Source organism: Rhodanobacter sp. Root627, assembly GCF_001427835.1.
GTDB classification, from domain to species: domain Bacteria; phylum Pseudomonadota; class Gammaproteobacteria; order Xanthomonadales; family Rhodanobacteraceae; genus Rhodanobacter; species Rhodanobacter ginsenosidimutans.
In genome coordinates this window covers 376182-392503 of sequence record NZ_LMGW01000001.1, presented here as the reverse complement: position 1 = coordinate 392503, position 16322 = coordinate 376182, and the positions used below count along the sequence as shown (strand labels likewise).

The 16322-nt window shown below is 64.3% G+C and carries 19 protein-coding genes; 9 read left to right on the top strand and 10 right to left on the bottom strand.

Annotation, left to right across the window (positions count from 1 at the left end):
- Position 1 precedes the first annotated feature (1 nt).
- From ASD68_RS01860 to ASD68_RS16440, 8 genes are all read right to left on the bottom strand, one after another.
- On the bottom strand, positions 2-1243 hold the full coding sequence (locus ASD68_RS01860; protein ID WP_056602843.1) for a lipoprotein-releasing ABC transporter permease subunit: 1242 nt from the start codon (positions 1241-1243) through the stop codon (positions 2-4).
- Between the two features lie 129 nt (positions 1244-1372).
- Positions 1373-1810 carry a protein YgfX gene (locus ASD68_RS01855; protein ID WP_056602840.1) on the bottom strand — a complete coding sequence of 146 codons (438 nt, stop codon included), beginning with the start codon at positions 1808-1810 and terminating at the stop codon, positions 1373-1375.
- Positions 1782-2021 carry a succinate dehydrogenase assembly factor 2 gene (locus tag ASD68_RS01850; RefSeq protein WP_056602837.1) on the bottom strand — a complete coding sequence of 80 codons (240 nt, stop codon included), beginning with the start codon at positions 2019-2021 and terminating at the stop codon, positions 1782-1784. The genes ASD68_RS01855 and ASD68_RS01850 overlap by 29 nt, the downstream gene beginning before the upstream one ends.
- Positions 2022-2273: 252 nt before the next feature.
- Positions 2274-3062 carry a succinate dehydrogenase iron-sulfur subunit gene (locus tag ASD68_RS01845; RefSeq protein ID WP_056078128.1) on the bottom strand — a complete coding sequence of 263 codons (789 nt, stop codon included), beginning with the start codon at positions 3060-3062 and terminating at the stop codon, positions 2274-2276.
- 81 nt (positions 3063-3143) lie between these two features.
- Positions 3144-4931 (bottom strand): succinate dehydrogenase flavoprotein subunit, encoded by a 1788-nt coding sequence (sdhA, locus tag ASD68_RS01840; protein ID WP_056602834.1) that lies wholly within the window; start codon positions 4929-4931, stop codon positions 3144-3146.
- Between the two features lie 25 nt (positions 4932-4956).
- Positions 4957-5361 (bottom strand): succinate dehydrogenase, hydrophobic membrane anchor protein, encoded by a 405-nt coding sequence (gene sdhD, locus ASD68_RS01835; protein WP_056602831.1) that lies wholly within the window; start codon positions 5359-5361, stop codon positions 4957-4959.
- Positions 5358-5753, bottom strand: a complete 396-nt coding sequence (gene sdhC, locus ASD68_RS01830; protein ID WP_056078118.1) for a succinate dehydrogenase, cytochrome b556 subunit — start codon at positions 5751-5753, stop codon at positions 5358-5360. Before sdhC ends, sdhD begins: the two co-directional genes overlap by 4 nt.
- A 76-nt stretch (positions 5754-5829) precedes the next feature.
- On the bottom strand, positions 5830-5994 hold the full coding sequence (locus ASD68_RS16440; RefSeq protein WP_082520090.1) for a DUF1674 domain-containing protein: 165 nt from the start codon (positions 5992-5994) through the stop codon (positions 5830-5832).
- A 120-nt stretch (positions 5995-6114) separates the two neighbouring features.
- Between ASD68_RS16440 and ASD68_RS01825 the strand changes: the two genes are divergently transcribed.
- Both ASD68_RS01825 and ASD68_RS01820 read left to right on the top strand, forming a co-directional pair.
- Positions 6115-6927 (top strand): folate-binding protein YgfZ, encoded by an 813-nt coding sequence (locus ASD68_RS01825; protein ID WP_056602829.1) that lies wholly within the window; start codon positions 6115-6117, stop codon positions 6925-6927.
- 468 nt (positions 6928-7395) lie between these two features.
- Entirely contained in the window at positions 7396-7818 is a 423-nt protein-coding gene (locus ASD68_RS01820; RefSeq protein ID WP_056078113.1) for a cell wall hydrolase, read from the top strand.
- 93 nt (positions 7819-7911) lie between these two features.
- On the opposite strand, the gene ASD68_RS01815 is transcribed toward ASD68_RS01820, so the two are convergent.
- Both ASD68_RS01815 and ASD68_RS01810 read right to left on the bottom strand, forming a co-directional pair.
- Positions 7912-8394: a glycine zipper 2TM domain-containing protein gene (locus ASD68_RS01815; protein ID WP_056080771.1), complete on the bottom strand. Its 483-nt coding sequence runs from the start codon at positions 8392-8394 to the stop codon at positions 7912-7914.
- A gap of 50 nt (positions 8395-8444) precedes the next feature.
- Entirely contained in the window at positions 8445-9035 is a 591-nt protein-coding gene (locus ASD68_RS01810; RefSeq protein WP_056078110.1) for a glycine zipper 2TM domain-containing protein, read from the bottom strand.
- Between the two features lie 186 nt (positions 9036-9221).
- Between ASD68_RS01810 and ASD68_RS01805 the strand changes: the two genes are divergently transcribed.
- From ASD68_RS01805 to phbB, 7 genes are all read left to right on the top strand, one after another.
- Positions 9222-10001: a TatD family hydrolase gene (locus ASD68_RS01805; RefSeq protein WP_056602823.1), complete on the top strand. Its 780-nt coding sequence runs from the start codon at positions 9222-9224 to the stop codon at positions 9999-10001.
- A 69-nt stretch (positions 10002-10070) separates the two neighbouring features.
- Positions 10071-10595 (top strand): MarR family transcriptional regulator, encoded by a 525-nt coding sequence (locus tag ASD68_RS01800; protein WP_056602822.1) that lies wholly within the window; start codon positions 10071-10073, stop codon positions 10593-10595.
- Positions 10596-10605: 10 nt separating this feature from the next.
- Positions 10606-12096 carry an efflux transporter outer membrane subunit gene (locus ASD68_RS01795; RefSeq protein WP_056602821.1) on the top strand — a complete coding sequence of 497 codons (1491 nt, stop codon included), beginning with the start codon at positions 10606-10608 and terminating at the stop codon, positions 12094-12096.
- Entirely contained in the window at positions 12083-13282 is a 1200-nt protein-coding gene (locus tag ASD68_RS01790) for an HlyD family efflux transporter periplasmic adaptor subunit (RefSeq protein ID WP_056602820.1), read from the top strand. Before ASD68_RS01795 ends, ASD68_RS01790 begins: the two co-directional genes overlap by 14 nt.
- A gap of 14 nt (positions 13283-13296) precedes the next feature.
- On the top strand, positions 13297-14853 hold the full coding sequence (locus ASD68_RS01785; RefSeq protein ID WP_056602819.1) for a DHA2 family efflux MFS transporter permease subunit: 1557 nt from the start codon (positions 13297-13299) through the stop codon (positions 14851-14853).
- A 90-nt stretch (positions 14854-14943) separates the two neighbouring features.
- On the top strand, positions 14944-15444 hold the full coding sequence (gene phaR / locus ASD68_RS01780; RefSeq protein WP_056602818.1) for a polyhydroxyalkanoate synthesis repressor PhaR: 501 nt from the start codon (positions 14944-14946) through the stop codon (positions 15442-15444).
- A 111-nt stretch (positions 15445-15555) separates the two neighbouring features.
- Complete coding sequence (gene phbB, locus ASD68_RS01775) at positions 15556-16317, top strand: acetoacetyl-CoA reductase (RefSeq protein ID WP_056602816.1); 762 nt, start codon at positions 15556-15558, stop codon at positions 16315-16317.
- Positions 16318-16322: the final 5 nt, after the last annotated feature.

Below are 16322 nucleotides of genomic sequence, written 5' to 3'. Positions count from 1 at the left end.
CTTATTCATAGCGCAGCGCCTGCGCCGGCTGCGTGCGCGAAGCGCGCCACGCGGGATACAAGGTGGCCAGCAGCGAGAACGTAAACGTGAGCAGGGCGACCCAGCCCACGTCATGCCAGTCCAGCCGGCTGGGGACCTCGCTGATGTAATAAACGTCGGGCGACAGGAAGGTCACGTGGAAGGTGTGCTCGATCCACTTGATGATGCCGGGCAATTTCCACGACAACAGCGAGCCCAGCCCCACCCCGAAACCGATTCCCACGAAGCCCACCAGCACGCCCTGCACCATGAACATGCCCATGATGCTGCGCGGCGTGGCACCCAGCGTGCGCAGGATCGCGATGTCCGCCTGCTTGTCGGTGACCAGCATCATCAGCATCGAGATCAGGTTGATCACCGCCACCAGGATGATCAGCGACAGGATCACGAACATCACCATCTTTTCCATCGACAGCGCGGCGAACAGGTTGGCGTTGGTGTCCATCCAGGTCTGCACCCGATACACCTGGCCCAGCTGATCGGCCAGCTCGCGCGCCACCGGGCGGGCATTGAAAAGATTGTCCAGGCGCAGCCGGATGCCGGTGGGGCCGGTGAGGCTGTTGAGCTTTTCGGCATCGCTCATGTTGACCAGCGCCAGGCCCGAATCGAACTGCTCCATACCCAGCTCGAACACGCCCGCAACATGGAAACCGCGCATGCGCGGCACGCCGCCCATCGGTGTGGCGCGCAATTCGGGAACGGCCATGGTCACGCGGTCGCCCACGCTGACACCCAGCGTCATCGCCAGCTCCTTGCCCAGCACGATGTTCCAGCTGCCCGGCTTCAGCGCATCGAGCGAGCCCTCCACCATGTGTTTGTCGATGTCGACCACCTTGGGTTCCAGCGAAGGCTCGATGCCACGCACCAGCGCACCGCTGGAACGCCGCGCCAGCAACATCGCCTCGCTTTCCACATACGGCGCGGCGCCCAGCACATGCGGATTGGTGCTGGCGACTTTCAGTGCGCGCGGCCAGTCCTCCATGCTCTGGTTCACGCCGGACACGGTGGCGTGCGAGATCGCACCCAGGATGCGCGCGCGCATCTGGTAGTCGAAGCCGTTCATCACCGACATCACCGTGATCAACGCAATCACGCTGATCGCGATGCACACGATCGATACGGTGGAGATGAAGGAGATGAACTGGTTGCGTCGCTTGGCACGCGTGTAGCGCAGGCCGATGAAGAGTTCTAACGGTCGGAACATGGCAACCTGATTCGTGGGAGCGGCAGGGAAAGCCGATACGGACGGCCGCCGGAACGGTATACGTTAGCGCATGGCGCACAGCGGCGGCAGGGGCGCCGAAACCCGGGGTTGTGACACGTTGCGCGCCAGTCAGATTCGCGGCAGTGCTTCGCCAGGCTGCACGGTGGCCAGACGCATGCGCAGACGACGACGAATATCGCGATCGCTGTTGTCCGGCGCCAGCAGCAGGATCTGCATGCCGCGTTCCACCGTCAGCAAACGCAACAGGATGAAGCCGCCGAACACGCGGAACGTGGCCAGCGTGGCGGCGATGTCCTCGTGATCGGCGGTGCGCAAGGTCCAGTCGCCTTCGGCATCCCAACCCGCGGCGGCCAGCGGCGACTGCGCTGCAGGCTGCAGGCTTTGCCAGGTGGCCAGCACCACCGCCGCAATCAACATCAGCTTCAGGCTGATGGCCAGGCCCGAAAGCGCGACGGCAAGCGTGGCCAGTGCCGCGACCACCATCAGGGAGCGTCGCAGCAGTCGCGATGGTGCGTATTCAAAGCCGATGGCGGGCGCGGATGTCATCGATGATCGCCTGCCAGTCGGGCCGCTCGGGCCTGGCGTGGCCCATCACCCAGTCCCACAGGTCCGGGTCCTGCACGTCGAGCAACTCGTCGAACGCCTGCTGTTCGGCCTCACTGGCGCTGTCGAAACGTTCGTCGAGCCAGCCGCCGAACAAGGCGTCCAGTTCGCGAGTGCCTCGGCGGGCACGCCATTGGAGTCTGCCCTTATTCATAACAAATCCGCGCGCAGCGCCTCGTTTGCCTCCTCTCCCCACCGGGGAGAGATTGAGGAGAGGGCGCTCCAATGAGGAAACGCCGCGAAGCCGCCTTTGCTTCCTCTCCCCTCTGGGGAGAGGATTGAGGAGAGGGGGACAATCTTGCGCGGAGCCACCATCAAAAAACCGCCCTTCGATCGACTTTCCCGCGAGCACCCACCCCTCATCCGCCCTTAGGGCACCTTCTTCTCCCCAAACGGGGAGAAGGGATCATGCCGAGCGCCGCTCCACCATCAGCTTCTTGATCTCGGCAATCGCCTTGGCCGGGTTCAAGCCCTTCGGGCAGGTACGCGTGCAGTTCATGATGGTGTGGCAGCGATACAGCTTGAACGGGTCTTCCAGGTCGTCCAGGCGCGCACCGGTGTCCTCGTCGCGCGAGTCCACGATCCAGCGGTAGGCCTGCAGCAGGATCGCCGGGCCCAGGTACTTGTCGCCGTTCCACCAGTAGCTCGGGCAGCTGGTGGAGCAGCAGGCGCACAGGATGCATTCGTACAGGCCGTCGAGCTTCTTGCGCTCTTCGGGCGACTGCAGGCGCTCGCGATCGGGGGCCGGGCTCTGGGTGCGGATCCACGGCTTGATCGAAGCGAACTGCGCATAGAAATGGGTGAGGTCGGGCACCAGATCCTTCACCACCGGCATGTGCGGCAGCGGGTAGATCTTCACGTCGCCGCCACCCTTGCCGGCATCGGCAATGGCGCAGGTGCACGCCAGCGTGTTGGTGCCGTCGATATTCATCGCGCAACTGCCGCAGATGCCTTCGCGGCACGAACGACGCAGGGTCAGCGTGGGATCGATCTCGTTCTTGATCTTCAGCAACGCGTCCAGAACCATCGGGCCGCAGGCGGCCAGATCGACCTCGTAGGTGTCGATGCGCGGGTTCTGATCGTCGTCCGGCGACCAGCGATAGATGCGGAAGGTGCGTGGCTTCTTCGCATCTTTCGCCGGGTAATGCTTGCCCGGCTGAATTTTGGAATTCTTCGGTAGCGCGAATTCACCCATGTCCTCGACCCTTCGGTTCGGCGGCCGGAACCACTATCCGGCCGCGCAACGTGTGATGTGATGCCACCTGCAAACGCAGGATCAGTAAACGCGTTTCGCCGGCGGCACGGCCTTGACCTCATCGGTCATCGGGTTCATGTGCACCGGGCGGAAATCGAAGCGCGACTTGCCCGCTTCATCCACCCACACCAGGGTGTGCTTCATCCAGTTGGCGTCGTCGCGCTCGGGGAAATCCTCGCGCGCATGCGCGCCGCGGCTTTCCGGACGCTGCTCGGCCGAATGCATGGTCGCCACCGCCTGCGCCAGCAGGTTGGAGAGCTCCAGCGTCTCGATCAGGTCGGAGTTCCACACCAGCGAACGGTCGCTGACCTTCACGTCCTGGAACATGTCGAACACTTCGGAGATCTTCTGCTTGCCTTCGGCCAGCGTCTCGCCGGTGCGGAACACGGCCGCATCCTTCTGCATCGTGCGCTGCATGGCCATGCGGATCTGCGCCGTCGGCGTGCCGCCATCGGCGTTGCGAAGCGCGTCGAAGCGCGCCAGCGACTTATCCAGCACGTTGGTGGGCAGATCCTTGTGCGCCGCGCCGGGTTCGATCAGTTCAGCGCAGCGATGCGCCACCGCGCGGCCGAACACCACCAGATCCAGCAGCGAGTTGGAACCCAGCCGGTTGCCGCCATGCACGGAGACGCAGGCCGCCTCGCCGATCGCGAACAGGCCAGGCACGATCGCATCCACGTCGTCGCCGCGCTTCTGCACCACTTCGCCGTGATAGTTGGTGGGGATGCCACCCATGTTGTAGTGCACGGTGGGCAACACCGGGATCGGCTCCTTGGTGACGTCCACGCCGGCGAAGATGCGCGCCGATTCGGCAATGCCCGGCAGCCGCTCGTGGATCACCTCGGGGCCTAGATGCATGAGGTTGAGGAAGATGTGGTCCTTGTGCTCGCCCACGCCGCGGCCTTCGCGGATCTCGATGGTCATCGCGCGGCTGACCACGTCGCGCGAGGCCAGATCCTTGGCGTTCGGCGCGTAGCGCTCCATGAAGCGCTCACCGGAGGAGTTGGTGAGGAAGCCGCCTTCGCCGCGCACGCCTTCGGTGATCAGGCAGCCCGCGCCATAGATGCCGGTGGGATGGAACTGCACGAACTCCATGTCCTGCAACGCCAGGCCCGCGCGCAGCACCATGCCGCCGCCGTCACCGGTGCAGGTATGCGCCGAGGTGGCACTGAAATAGGCGCGACCGTAACCGCCGGTGGCCAGCACCACGGCCTGGCCGCGGAAGAAGTGCAGCGTGCCCTCGTTCATGTCCAGCGCCAGCACGCCGCGGCAAACGCCTTCTTCATCGAAGATCAGGTCGATCGCGAAGTATTCGACGAAGAACGTGGCGTCGTGTGCCAGCGCCTGCTGGTACAGCGTATGAAGGATCGCGTGACCGGTACGGTCGGCCGCGGCGCAGGTGCGCTGCGCGGTGCCCTTGCCGTAATGCGTGGTCATGCCGCCGAACGGGCGCTGGTAGATCTTGCCTTCCTCGGTACGCGAGAACGGCACGCCGTAATGCTCAAGCTCGATCACCGCTTCGGGTGCGTGCTTGCACATGTACTCGATCGCGTCCTGGTCGCCCAGCCAGTCGCCACCCTTGACGGTGTCGTAGAAATGGAAACGCCAGTCATCCTCGCCCATGTTGCCCAGCGCAGCGGAAATACCGCCCTGCGCGGCCACCGTGTGCGAGCGGGTGGGAAAAACCTTGGTGATGCAGGCGGCCTTGAGGCCCTTCTCGGCCAGACCGAAGGTGGCGCGCAGGCCTGCACCGCCGGCGCCGACCACGATCGCGTCATAAAGGTGCTGCTGGATCTTGTAGCTTTCCATGAAATGGCGGCCTCGCGTATTCGTCTTAAGGGGTCAGCGCAATGCGCAGTACGGCCAGCACGCTGGCGAGCGCGCCGAGCACGGCGAGAAACTTGATCGCCACCAACAGCACCACTTCCTTCCAGCGGGTGTGCACGTAATCTTCCACCACCACCTGCAGGCCCAGCACCGCATGCCAGAACATGGTGAGCACGAACGCGATCAGCAGCAGCGCATTCCACGGCCGTGCCACCGCAGCGCGCGCGGTGGCGTAGTCGGCATGCAGCAGACCGAGTACCAGGATCACGAACCAGATGCCCAGCGCCACCAGCGCCGCGGCGGTTACACGCTGGACCCACCAATGGTCCACGCCCGATTTGGCAGAACCCAGGCCGCGTGCGGCCTTCAGCGGATGGCGGCGATCCTTCACGACATCACTCTTCGCGTTCATGCCGCACCTCCGGCCATCAACACATAGGCCCAGACCAGCACGGTCAACACGATGCTGCCCGTCGCTGACAACCAGCTCGAGCGCACGAACTGCACGATCTCGTAGCCGGCGCCGGCATCCTGCAGCAGGTGACGGATGCCGTTGCACAGGTGATAGAACAGCGACCAGCTCCAGCCGAACAGCAACACCAGCCCCAGCGGGTTGCCGGCGACGGTCTTGAAGCAGCCGAACTGTTCTTCGCCGGCGGCCAGCGCCAGCAAGCCTCCCACCACGACCAGGCTGCCAACGGACAAGGCGATGCCGGTGGCGCGATGCAAGATGGAACTGACCATCTGCACTTGCCATCGATAGACCTGGATATGGGGAGAGAGCGGTCGTTGCATATCTGCCATGGCGGCTATCCTGTGTGGAATCGCTGATGTCCGTGCCGTACCGCCGCTGCCAGCGGCGACAACGCCACAGCGGAATTCAGAAGTCGATGCAGCGCCCGTTCTTTTCCCAATCGCCGTAGCGGGTGGGATCCGGCGCCGGCCGTTCCGGCGGGGCCTTGTCCGCATCCGGTTTCGCCGGCACAACAGCCTCCGCCGGAGCGGATGCAGGTGAGGACGGTGCTGGGGGATGGGTTTCGGACATGGTCGTCTTGTTAGCCAGCGAAGGTTAATACTTGCGCAAAACCAGCACAACCTGGACCCCTGCCCCGCACCGCGGGCGAACGCTTGTGTCGCGCCACGCACGCCCACACATCGACGACCTATGCCATCAAATACCCGCGACGCCCAAACCCTGTTGATCGAAGGCCCCGATGCGGTTGCATTTGCGCATGCGCAATTCAGCAGCAAGGTGAATGAACTGGCCGTTGGCCGATGGGCGTTCGGTGCGTGGCTCGATCCGCAGGGACGCGTGCGCGCCCTTTTTCACCTCGCCCGCATCGCTGACGGCAAACTGCTTCTGCTGTTGCGCGGCGGCAAGGCAGCGGACATGGCCGACGGCCTGCGCCGCTTCGTCTTCCGTTCACGCGTAACGCTTCGCGAAGCACCCGCCGCCGCCCTGGCCACCGGCGAAGCACAGACGCTGCACGATGTTCATATCGAAGGCGAGACCATATCGCTGGGCTGTGGCTCGCACGCCTTGCGCATCGTGCCGTCCACGACGACCGGCGACGTGCAATGGCAACCCGTGCAGTTGAAGCTTGGCTGGCCATGGTTGCCCGATGAGGCCTTGAACAAGTGCCTCGCACCGATGCTGTCGTTGCAACGGCTGCAGGCCGTCGCCGTCGACAAGGGCTGCTATCCCGGTCAGGAAATCGTGGCGCGGCTACATTTTCGTGGCGGTTGCAAACGCCATCTCTGCAGCGTCACGGCATCGCGTGCCATCGCCCCCGGCGAAACGTTGCGTCGTGGCGAACAGGAAGTCGGCATCGTACTGAACGTCGTCAATGGCGACACCATCGAAGCACTGGTTGTGCTCAGCGATGACGTCGTCGATAACGCCATCGACGACAACATCACGCTGGGCGACGGCGACGACTCATTACTGATGACAACCATCGAACGCTGGCCCGCCTGAAACATCAGCCGTCCAGACGTCTATTTGCGTTTTTCAACGATGTCGACGGAATGTGAGGACACGCTGAACGGAACATCGCGGCACTTGCCTTTAGCGAAATCCGCCACTAGGCTCCGCCGATCGATTACCGCGGCATCCGGAAAACGGGGTGCCGATGTACGCGACGAACCGGATGAATCCGGATCGGCGCGACCCGGCCCAAAGCCGGATGGAATACCCAGCTGACGCCACAGCTGGCAGTTGCAGGCAACACGGCCCTACGGCACGCGCAGCGCCATTGCAGCAATCACCGATCGGCATGACCCCGCCGCTCGACCCGCCACAAACCCGTGGCAAAACGTTCAACCGCATACACCGGTTGGCGATCAATCCAGGTGGAACGGCCTGCCAGCCCGTCCACCGCAACGGCGTGTCAGGCCTGAAAGGCTGCGCGTACAGCACGTTGGAGGCAGATCCATGAAACTTTCCATGCTGTTGTGGCTCACCAGCTTGTTACCGCAACCCGTTGCGGACCAGGCTTGCCTGGCGACCACGGTCTACCTGGAAGCACGCAGCGAACCGACACTCGGCCAGCTCGCGGTCGCTGAAGTTGCCATGCGCCGACGCGAACGCGGGCGCTGGGGCGACACCGTATGCAAGGTCGTCACGGCGCCCCACCAGTTCGCCACCACCACGACCCCGGGTTCGTTCGACATCACCAATCTGGAAGCCTTCCACAAGGCATGGCAGATCGCCGGGCGCTCGATCCAGAACTGGCAGTTGCCCGTTGCCGAACGAAAGATGCTGGTGCCGCGTGCCGATCATTTCGCCACCGTTGCCATCACTCCGACATGGTCGGTCAACCGCGCAGGCACAACCATCGGCGAGCATCGTTTTTACGCCGTCAACTGACACTGCGAACCGCAACAAAAACAAAAGGCCCTCGAATGAGGGCCTTTTGTTTTTCAGACGTCCAGACGTCTGGACGTCCATACCAAAGGATGATTACAGACGGTAAACGTGATCGCCACGTACCTGCACGTAATCACCGTTGCGCACGTCCGGGTTCTCCCGCTGCGTAACCGTGGCGTACTGGCCATTGTCCAGCCGAACCACGATGCGGTAGGCCACGTCACCACTTCCGCTGCGCTTGCCAACCTGGTTGCCGACAACGCCACCGGCCACCGCGCCGGCCACTGTCGCCGCCTTGCGGCCATCACCCTTGCCGACCTGGTTGCCCAGCACGCCGCCAGCGACCGCACCGATCACGGCGCCCAGCGTGCCGCCGCTGCTGTTGCCCTGGGTGTAGACCTGCTGCACTTCCTGCACCACGCCGCAGTTGTTGCAGCGCGCGTTTCTGCTTTGTCCGGTTGGCTGCCCTTGATAACCGTAGTTACCACTGTTGTTGTAGGGGGTGGCGCATCCAGCCATTGCGAGACCGCCAGCCATGGCCACTGCCAGCGCCAGTTTGCTCGATAGTGCATTCATGTCGATCACTCCTCAGGGAAAAAGCCTTCCGGTCGATGACCTCGATCGACTCAGCGGGCGTCGGAAACCGCCGTCACACCTTCTTCCACCTTCACGCGATCGCCGGGATCGTGATCCATGCGGACAGTGCGGGTAACGCCTTTGTATTCGTAGCGCACGTCATAACCCACCAGCTTGGTGCTGGTGTTGTTGACGGTGTCGCAGTGCCGCTCCACGGTGGACGTGGTGTTGGCGTGCTGACGACTGGCCTGGATGCGGTTACCGGCGTAACCACCACCGATCGCACCGGCCACCGTCGCCAGCGTCTTGCCCTTGCCGCCACCGACCTGGTTGCCCAGCAGGCCACCAGCCACGGCACCGATCGCGGTGCCCGCAATGCGGTGCTCATCCTTGGGTGGCGTGGTGTGGGTGATCACTTCGTCCTTGCATACCTGCTTGGGGTTGTTGACGGTCTTGCGTACCGGATCGACGCTCACCACCCGCGCATAATTGTCAGCCTCCGCCTGGGCCGCGGCGCCGCTGGCTGCCGTGCCGCCGTCAGCGGACGTGCCCGCGTCGGCATTGCGGTTGCAGGCGGACAGGCCCAGCGACAACGCCGCGGCCATACCGATGGTGAGTGCATTGATCGTCAAACTTTTCATCAGACCCTCTCCTCTGTTTTAACGGTTGTTTTCGAACGACTGTCCTGAACGACGATCCCCGGGGACGCCCATGCGTCGCCATAACCGTGTTTCCATTGAACATTGAATCAACTGAATCGGGGCTAGCTTGCACCCCTGCCTCATTTTCACATCGAATTCGCAGTTCGGGCCCTTCTGGATAAAACCATGATCGAAATTGTGGACAGCCACGCACATCTGGATGACGGACGATTCCAATCCGATCTCGATGCGGTAATGGCGCGGGCCACCGAAGCCGGTATTGCCCACGTCGTGATACCCGCCACCGACACAACCAGCTGGCCGCACATCCATGACCTGTGCAGCAACTACCCGCGGACGCACCCCGCCTACGGCCTGCATCCCATGTTCCTTGGCGAGGATGCGCCCGCACATGTGGACGCACTGTCTTCATGGCTGGACGACCACCACGCCGTTGCCGTGGGGGAAATCGGCCTGGATTTTCACGTCGAGGGTATCGACCACGATCTGCAGCGGCGCATCTTTGCGCGCCAGCTGGACATCGCGCGTGCACGCGGCTTGCCGGTCATCGTGCACGCGCGCGGCGCGCTGGAGGAAGTGATCCTCACCCTGCGTCGCGTCGGCGGCCTGCGCGGCGTGGTGCACAGCTTTTCGGGCAGCGAGCAGCAGGCGCAGCACTTGTGGGACATCGGCTTCTGCCTCGGCATCGGCGGCCCGGTGACCTATGAACGTGCACAGCGCCTGCGCCGCATCGTCAGTCACATGCCACTGGAGTTCCTGTTGCTGGAGAGCGACGCTCCCGACCAACCCGATGCGGCGCATCGCGGGCAGCGTAACGAGCCGGCGCGGGTGGCGGACGTCTTGCGCTGCATCGCCGCGCTGCGCGACGAATCCGAGGCGGAGATCGCTGCCGCCACCACCGCCAATGCCCACCGGCTGTTCGGCTTGGCGCAGCGCAACGCCTGACCGGCGCGTTTGCACGAATTCGTCACACCTTGCTATGTTTACTTCACCGATGAAATATCCGCTGGTGAAATGGCCAAGCTGACAACATGCATCGATCTGATGGACGAAGGCATCGACCGCGTCAGCCAGATCATCCCCACGATGCCGGCCGTCGAGGCACGGTTGTGCCGGTTGCTGCTCATGGTGGGCGAAGGGATCGACCAGGAGCTGGCGTTCAAGCTCAAGCCGCACAAGCTCAACCACAGCGAATTCCTGACCTTGATGATCCTGTACAGCCGACCGGATGGCAGCTCCACGCCAGGCGAGCTGTGCGAATTCGCCACCCAGGGCGCCACCAACATGACCCGCATCGCCAACGCACTGGCCAGGCGCGGCCTGATCACGCGCGGCGCCAGCGAAGCGGATCGGCGGCGCGTGGTGATCCGCATCACCGCTGCCGGCCGGCGTTTCGTGAAAGAGATGCTGCCGCCGATGTTTCCCCGCATCGACACCATGTTCCAAAGCTTCAGCGCCACCGATAAACGCCACCTCGACCGCCTGTTGCGCAAACTGGCCGGCAACCTCGACCGGTTGAGCGAGCACTCCCATCCATGAAGGACATTCGATGAAGCATGCCCTGCTCCGCGGCCGGCCATTGCTGACCGCGACGATCGTGCTGGCGCTGGCCGCGTGCGCGCGGGCGCCCGCGAAACTGGATCACCCCGTATTGCGCGACGACGTGCCACTGGCCGGCCTGAACGCACCCGCCCGCGCCGGCTGGCCCGCGGCGCAATGGTGGCGCCACTACGACGATCCCCAGCTGGATGGCCTGATGGATTGCGCGCTGCGGCAGTCGCCGGATATCGCCCTGGCCCAGAGCCGAGTGCAGAGTGCCCAGGCGTCGGTGCGATTGGCGGCCGCACAGATGGGCTTGTCGATCAACGGCAATGCGCAGGTATCGCGCCAGCGGATGAGCGAGCACGGGCTGATCCCCGCCGAGTTTCTGGGTTTCACCTGGTACAATCAGGCCGACATCGGGCTGCAGCTTCAATACGATTTCGACTGGTGGGGCAAGAAGCGCGCCACGGTGGAAGCAGCGCTGGACCAGGCCCACGCCGCCGAAGCGCAACGCAGTGCCGCCGCGCTGGCGATCCAGTACGCCGTCGCCGACACCTACTTCGGCTGGCAGGCCGACCAGGCGCGGCTGCAGTTGATCGATCGGTTGCTGTCCACCCAGCAGCAATTGGCGCAGATCGCGCAATTGCGCGTGAAACAAGGCGTGGATCTCCCCGACGAAGCACAGCGGGCGCAGGCGCAGGTGGCCGCCATCCGCGGCATGCGCATTGCCATCGATGGCTCGGCGCAGATCCGCAAGGTGGCCCTCGCCGCCTTGCTGGGGATCGCCCCTGAGCAACTGCCCGAACTGCACTCGCGCCCATTGCCCAGCGTGGTGCGCGGCATTCCCGCCGACGCCCGCCTCGACCTGATTGCCCGCCGACCGGATATCGCGGCCAGCCGATGGCAGGTGGAAGCGGCGTTGAAGAAAACCGATGCGGCGCGGGCGGCCTTCTTTCCGGATATCGGCATTACCGCCATGGCCGGGTTGTCCAGCATCGACATGGGCAAGCTGCTCACCGCCGGAAGCCGCACGTTCGCGCTGACGCCGGCCCTGCATCTGCCCATCTTCAACGGCGGCTCGCTCAAGGCCAATTACGGCTTGAGCAAAGCCCAGCTCGACAGCGCCGTGGCGCAATACAACAGCACCGTGCTGACCGCCGCGCGTGAAGTGGCGACGCAGGCCCTGGGCGCCGAACAGATCGCGGCACGGCGGCAAGCCCAGCAGTCCGAAGTGGATGCCAACCGGCAACTGCTGGCCAACGCCGAAGCCCGTCGCCGCCAGGGCGTGCGCGATGCCCGTGAAAGCCTCGCCGCGACAGCCCAACTGCTGCAACAGCGTGATGCCGCCGTGCAATTGCAGGCGCAGGCGTTGAGCAACGACCTTGCATTGATCAAGGCCCTGGGCGGCGGTTACCGGCGTGCCGGCACACCCGCCGCCGCCGCGCACACTGCCCCCATTTCCCCCATTACCGGAGCCGCCGATCATGAGCGCCACTGAGTCCGACAAGTCATCCCAGGCCGGCGACAGCGGCATGGCGGCCACCGACCCGCGCAAACGCCGGCGCGCTCTGCTGATCGTCGGCGCCGTGTTCGTGCTGGCCGGTATCGGCTGGTTTTTGTTGTGGTTGTTCGTGTTATCCACCCGCGTGAAAACCGACAACGCCTACGTCGGCGGCAACCAGGTGGCGATATCGGCACAGGTGCCGGGCACCGTGGTGGCGATCCTGGCCGACGACACCCAGCGGGTGGAAGCCGGCCAGGTATTGGTGAAGCTGGACAGCACCGATGCGGAAGTTCGCCTGCAGCAGGCACGCAGCGCGCTGGCGCAGGCCGTGCGCGGCGTGCGCCAGCAGACCAGCTCGGCCAGTGGCGCCGACGCCCAGCTCGCGGCCCGCCGGATCGATCTGAAGAAAACCGAAGCCGACCTCCAACGCCACCTGCCCCTGCTGGCCGCGCACGCCGAGTCGCCCGAGGTGGTGCAGCATCTGCGCGATGGCGTGGAGCAGGCCCGCGCTGCCGTCACCGCGGCCCAGGCGCAGGCGGACGCGGCACACGCGGCGATCGCGGGCACCGACGTGGCGAAAAACCCCGCCGTGATGCAGGCGCGTGCCAACTTCCGCGCTGCCTGGGTGGCGGCGCAACGCAACGCCATCTATGCGCCGGTGTCCGGCTACGTGGCCCAGCGCAGCGTGCAGCTTGGCAACAGCGTGCAACCCGGGCAGCAATTGATGACCGTGGTGCCGCTGCACAACCTGTGGATCGAGGCCAACTTCAAGGAAAGCCAGCTGCGCCACATCCGCATCGGCCAGCCCGCCACGATCGAATCGGATACCTACGGCAGCGACGCGGAGTTCCACGGCAAGGTGGTCGGCCTGGGCGCCGGCACCGGCAGCGTGTTCTCGCTGTTGCCGGCGCAGAACGCCACCGGCAACTGGATCAAGGTGGTGCAGCGCGTACCGGTACGCATCTCGCTGGACAACACCGAGCTGGACAAGCATCCGCTGCGCATCGGCCTCTCCACCACGGTCACGGTGGATATCACGAATGACGATGGGCGCGTGCTGGCGGCGACGCCGGCGAACCAGCCGGTGGCGCAAACCACCGTCTATGAGCAGATGGCGAGCAAGGCCGACGCGGAAGCCGAACAGGTCATCCGCGCCAATCTCCCCGACGACATCCACTGAACCGGGTCGACCGCATGGCCGCCACACCCAACGATGACGCACAGCCACTGAAGCCGTTGCAAGGCGGCGCGCTGGTGCTGCTGACCATCGCCGTCGCCTTCAGCACCTTCATGGAGGTGCTGGACATGACGATCGTCAACGTGTCCGTGCCGCACATTGCAGGCAGCCTGGGCGTGAGCCCCAGCGAGGGCACCTGGACGATCAGCTCGTACGCGCTGGCCAGCGCGATCATGCAGCCGCTCACCGGCTGGCTGGCGCGCCGCTTCGGCGAAGTGAAAACCTTCGTGGGATCGGTGTTGCTGTTCGTGCTGTTCTCGATGCTGTGCGGCCTGGCCACCAGCATGCCGATGCTGGTGATCTGCCGGCTGATGCAGGGGGCCGGTTCCGGCCCGATGGTGGCTTTGTCACTGTCGCTGCTGCTGGCCAGTTACCCGAAGGCGAAACAAGGCATCGCGCTGGCGTTGTGGGCGATGACGGTGGTGGTGGCGCCGATCTTCGGACCGATCCTGGGCGGCTGGCTCACCGACAATTTCTCGTGGCCATGGATCTTCTACATCAACGTGCCGGTAGGCGCGCTGGCGGCGATCATCACCTGGACACTGCTGCGCAAGCGCGAAACCAAGACCTTCAAGATGCCGATCGACGTGATCGGGCTGGTGCTGCTGGTGGTGGGCGTGGGCGCGCTGCAATTCATGCTGGACAACGGCAACGACAACGACTGGTTCGCCTCGCCGATGATCCTGGCGCTGGGCATCACCGCGCTGGTGTGCCTGACGTTCCTGATCGTGTGGGAGCTGTACGCCAAGCATCCGGTGATCGAGCTGTCGCTGTTCAAGAGTCGCAACTTCACCGTGGCGGTGGTGGCGTTGTCGCTGGGCATGATGGCGTTCTTCGGCATCAACGTGGTGTTCCCGCTGTGGCTGCAAATCACCCTGGGTTACACCGCCACCTGGGCCGGCCTGGCCAGCGCGCCGGTGGGTGTGCTGGCGTTCCTGATGGCACCGATCATCGGCGCGAACATCCAGCGACTGGAACTGCGTGCAGTGGTGACGTTCGCCTTCATCGTGTTCGCCGCCACCTCGTTCTGGTTCGCCAGCTTCGACAGTTCGGCCTCCTTCTCCACCCTGGTATGGCCGCGCTTCGTGATGGGCATCGGCATTGCGTGCTTCTTCATCCCGCTCAACCAGATGTATCTGTCGGGACTGGGAGCGGACCAGATTGCCAGCGCGTCGGGCCTGGCCAATTTCTGCCGCACGCTGGGTTCCAGCGTGTCCACCGCGGCCACGGTGACGCTGTGGCAGCACCGCGGCGACTATCACCATGCGGTGCTGACCGAACACATCACGCCGGCCGCGCCGGCGGCCGACAGCTTCCTGCAGCAATTGCAGCACGGCGGCTTCTCACTGCAGCAAAGTCTGGGCGTGGTCGAGCAGTTGATCAGCCGCGAAGCGCTGACCCTGGCGGTCAACGATGTGTACCTGGTATGCGCCGTGATGTTCCTGGCGATGATCCCGCTGCTGTGGCTCGCCAAGCCACCTTTTGGCAACGCCAGCGGCGCTGCAGGTCATTGACCAACCACCAATTGCTGCGTTCGGCAAGTGCAACATGGACCACCCCGTTGGAACTGGTGCAATGCAATACCTTCTGTTAGCTTGTTCTGCATGGCACAAACCAAACGCATCATCAAGAAGTATCCGAATCGTCGTTTGTACGACACGGAAATTTCCAGCTACATCACGCTGGAAGAGATCCGTCAGTTGGTGCTCGACAATGAGGATTTCGAAGTCAGGGACGCCAAGAGTGGCGAGGACCTGACCCGCTCGGTCCTGCTGCAGATCATCTCCGAGCACGAGGACAAGGGCCAGCCGATGCTGTCACCCGAGTTGCTCAGCCAGATCATCCGGTTCTACGGCAATTCGCTGCAAGGCTTCATGGGGCCTTATCTGGAGCGCAGCCTGCAGGTGTTTCTCGACCAGCAGACACAGTTCCGCAGCCAGCTCAACAGCCTGATGGGGCAAACGCCCTGGAACACCCTGAACGACCTCACCGAGCGCAACATGGCCGCGTGGAAGGCGATGCAGGAAGGCCTGATGAACACCGCCGCGCAGGTCGTTCCGACCCCGCCCGGCAGCACCAGCCGCAGCGGCAAGAAAGCCGGCTGATCCGTGTTACCCGCGCAGCACGCGACGCGTGCTGCGCACCCGATTTCCCCTATCGCAACTGCAGCATGATTCGTGCTGCTTTGCGGCATGATCACGCGTGGAAAGCACCCCATGAACGAAGCGACTTCCCCGAAACGCGTTGCGCTGGTCACCGGCGGCATCGGTGGCCTGGGCAGTGAGATCTGCCGTCAGCTGGCGCAGGCGGGTCGGCAGGTGATCGCCGTCGATCTGGCCGCACGCGACGAACGCATCGCCGCCTTCCGTCAGGAAATGGCGGACGTCGCCGGCACGGTCACGTTCGAACCGGGCGACATCAGCGACTTCGACAATTGCCAGCAGTTGATCGCCCGCATCGAGCAACAGCATGGCGGCGTGGACATCCTGGTCAATGCCGCCGGCATCACCCGCGACGCCAGCCTGCGCAAGATGACACCGCAGCAGTGGCACGAATTGATGCAGGTGAATCTCGACGGCGTGTTCAACATGTGCCGCAACACGATCGAGGGCATGACCACGCGTGGTTTCGGCCGCATCGTCAACATCAGCTCGGTCAACGGCCAGACCGGCCAGTTCGGACAGACCAATTACTCAGCCGCGAAGGCCGGCGTGCATGGCTTCAGCATGGCGCTGGCGCGCGAGACGGCACGCAAGGGCGTCACCGTCAACACGGTCTCGCCCGGTTATTGCGATACGCCAATGGTGGCCGCCGTGGCCGAAGAGGTGCGCGCACAGATCATCGCTGGCATCCCGGTGGGCCGGCTCGGCTCGCCCGCCGACATCGCCCGCGCCGTATGCTTCCTTGCCGCCGACGACGCCGGCTACATCACCGGCGCCAACCTGCCGGTGAACGGCGGCTATTTCATGAGCTTCTGAGCACC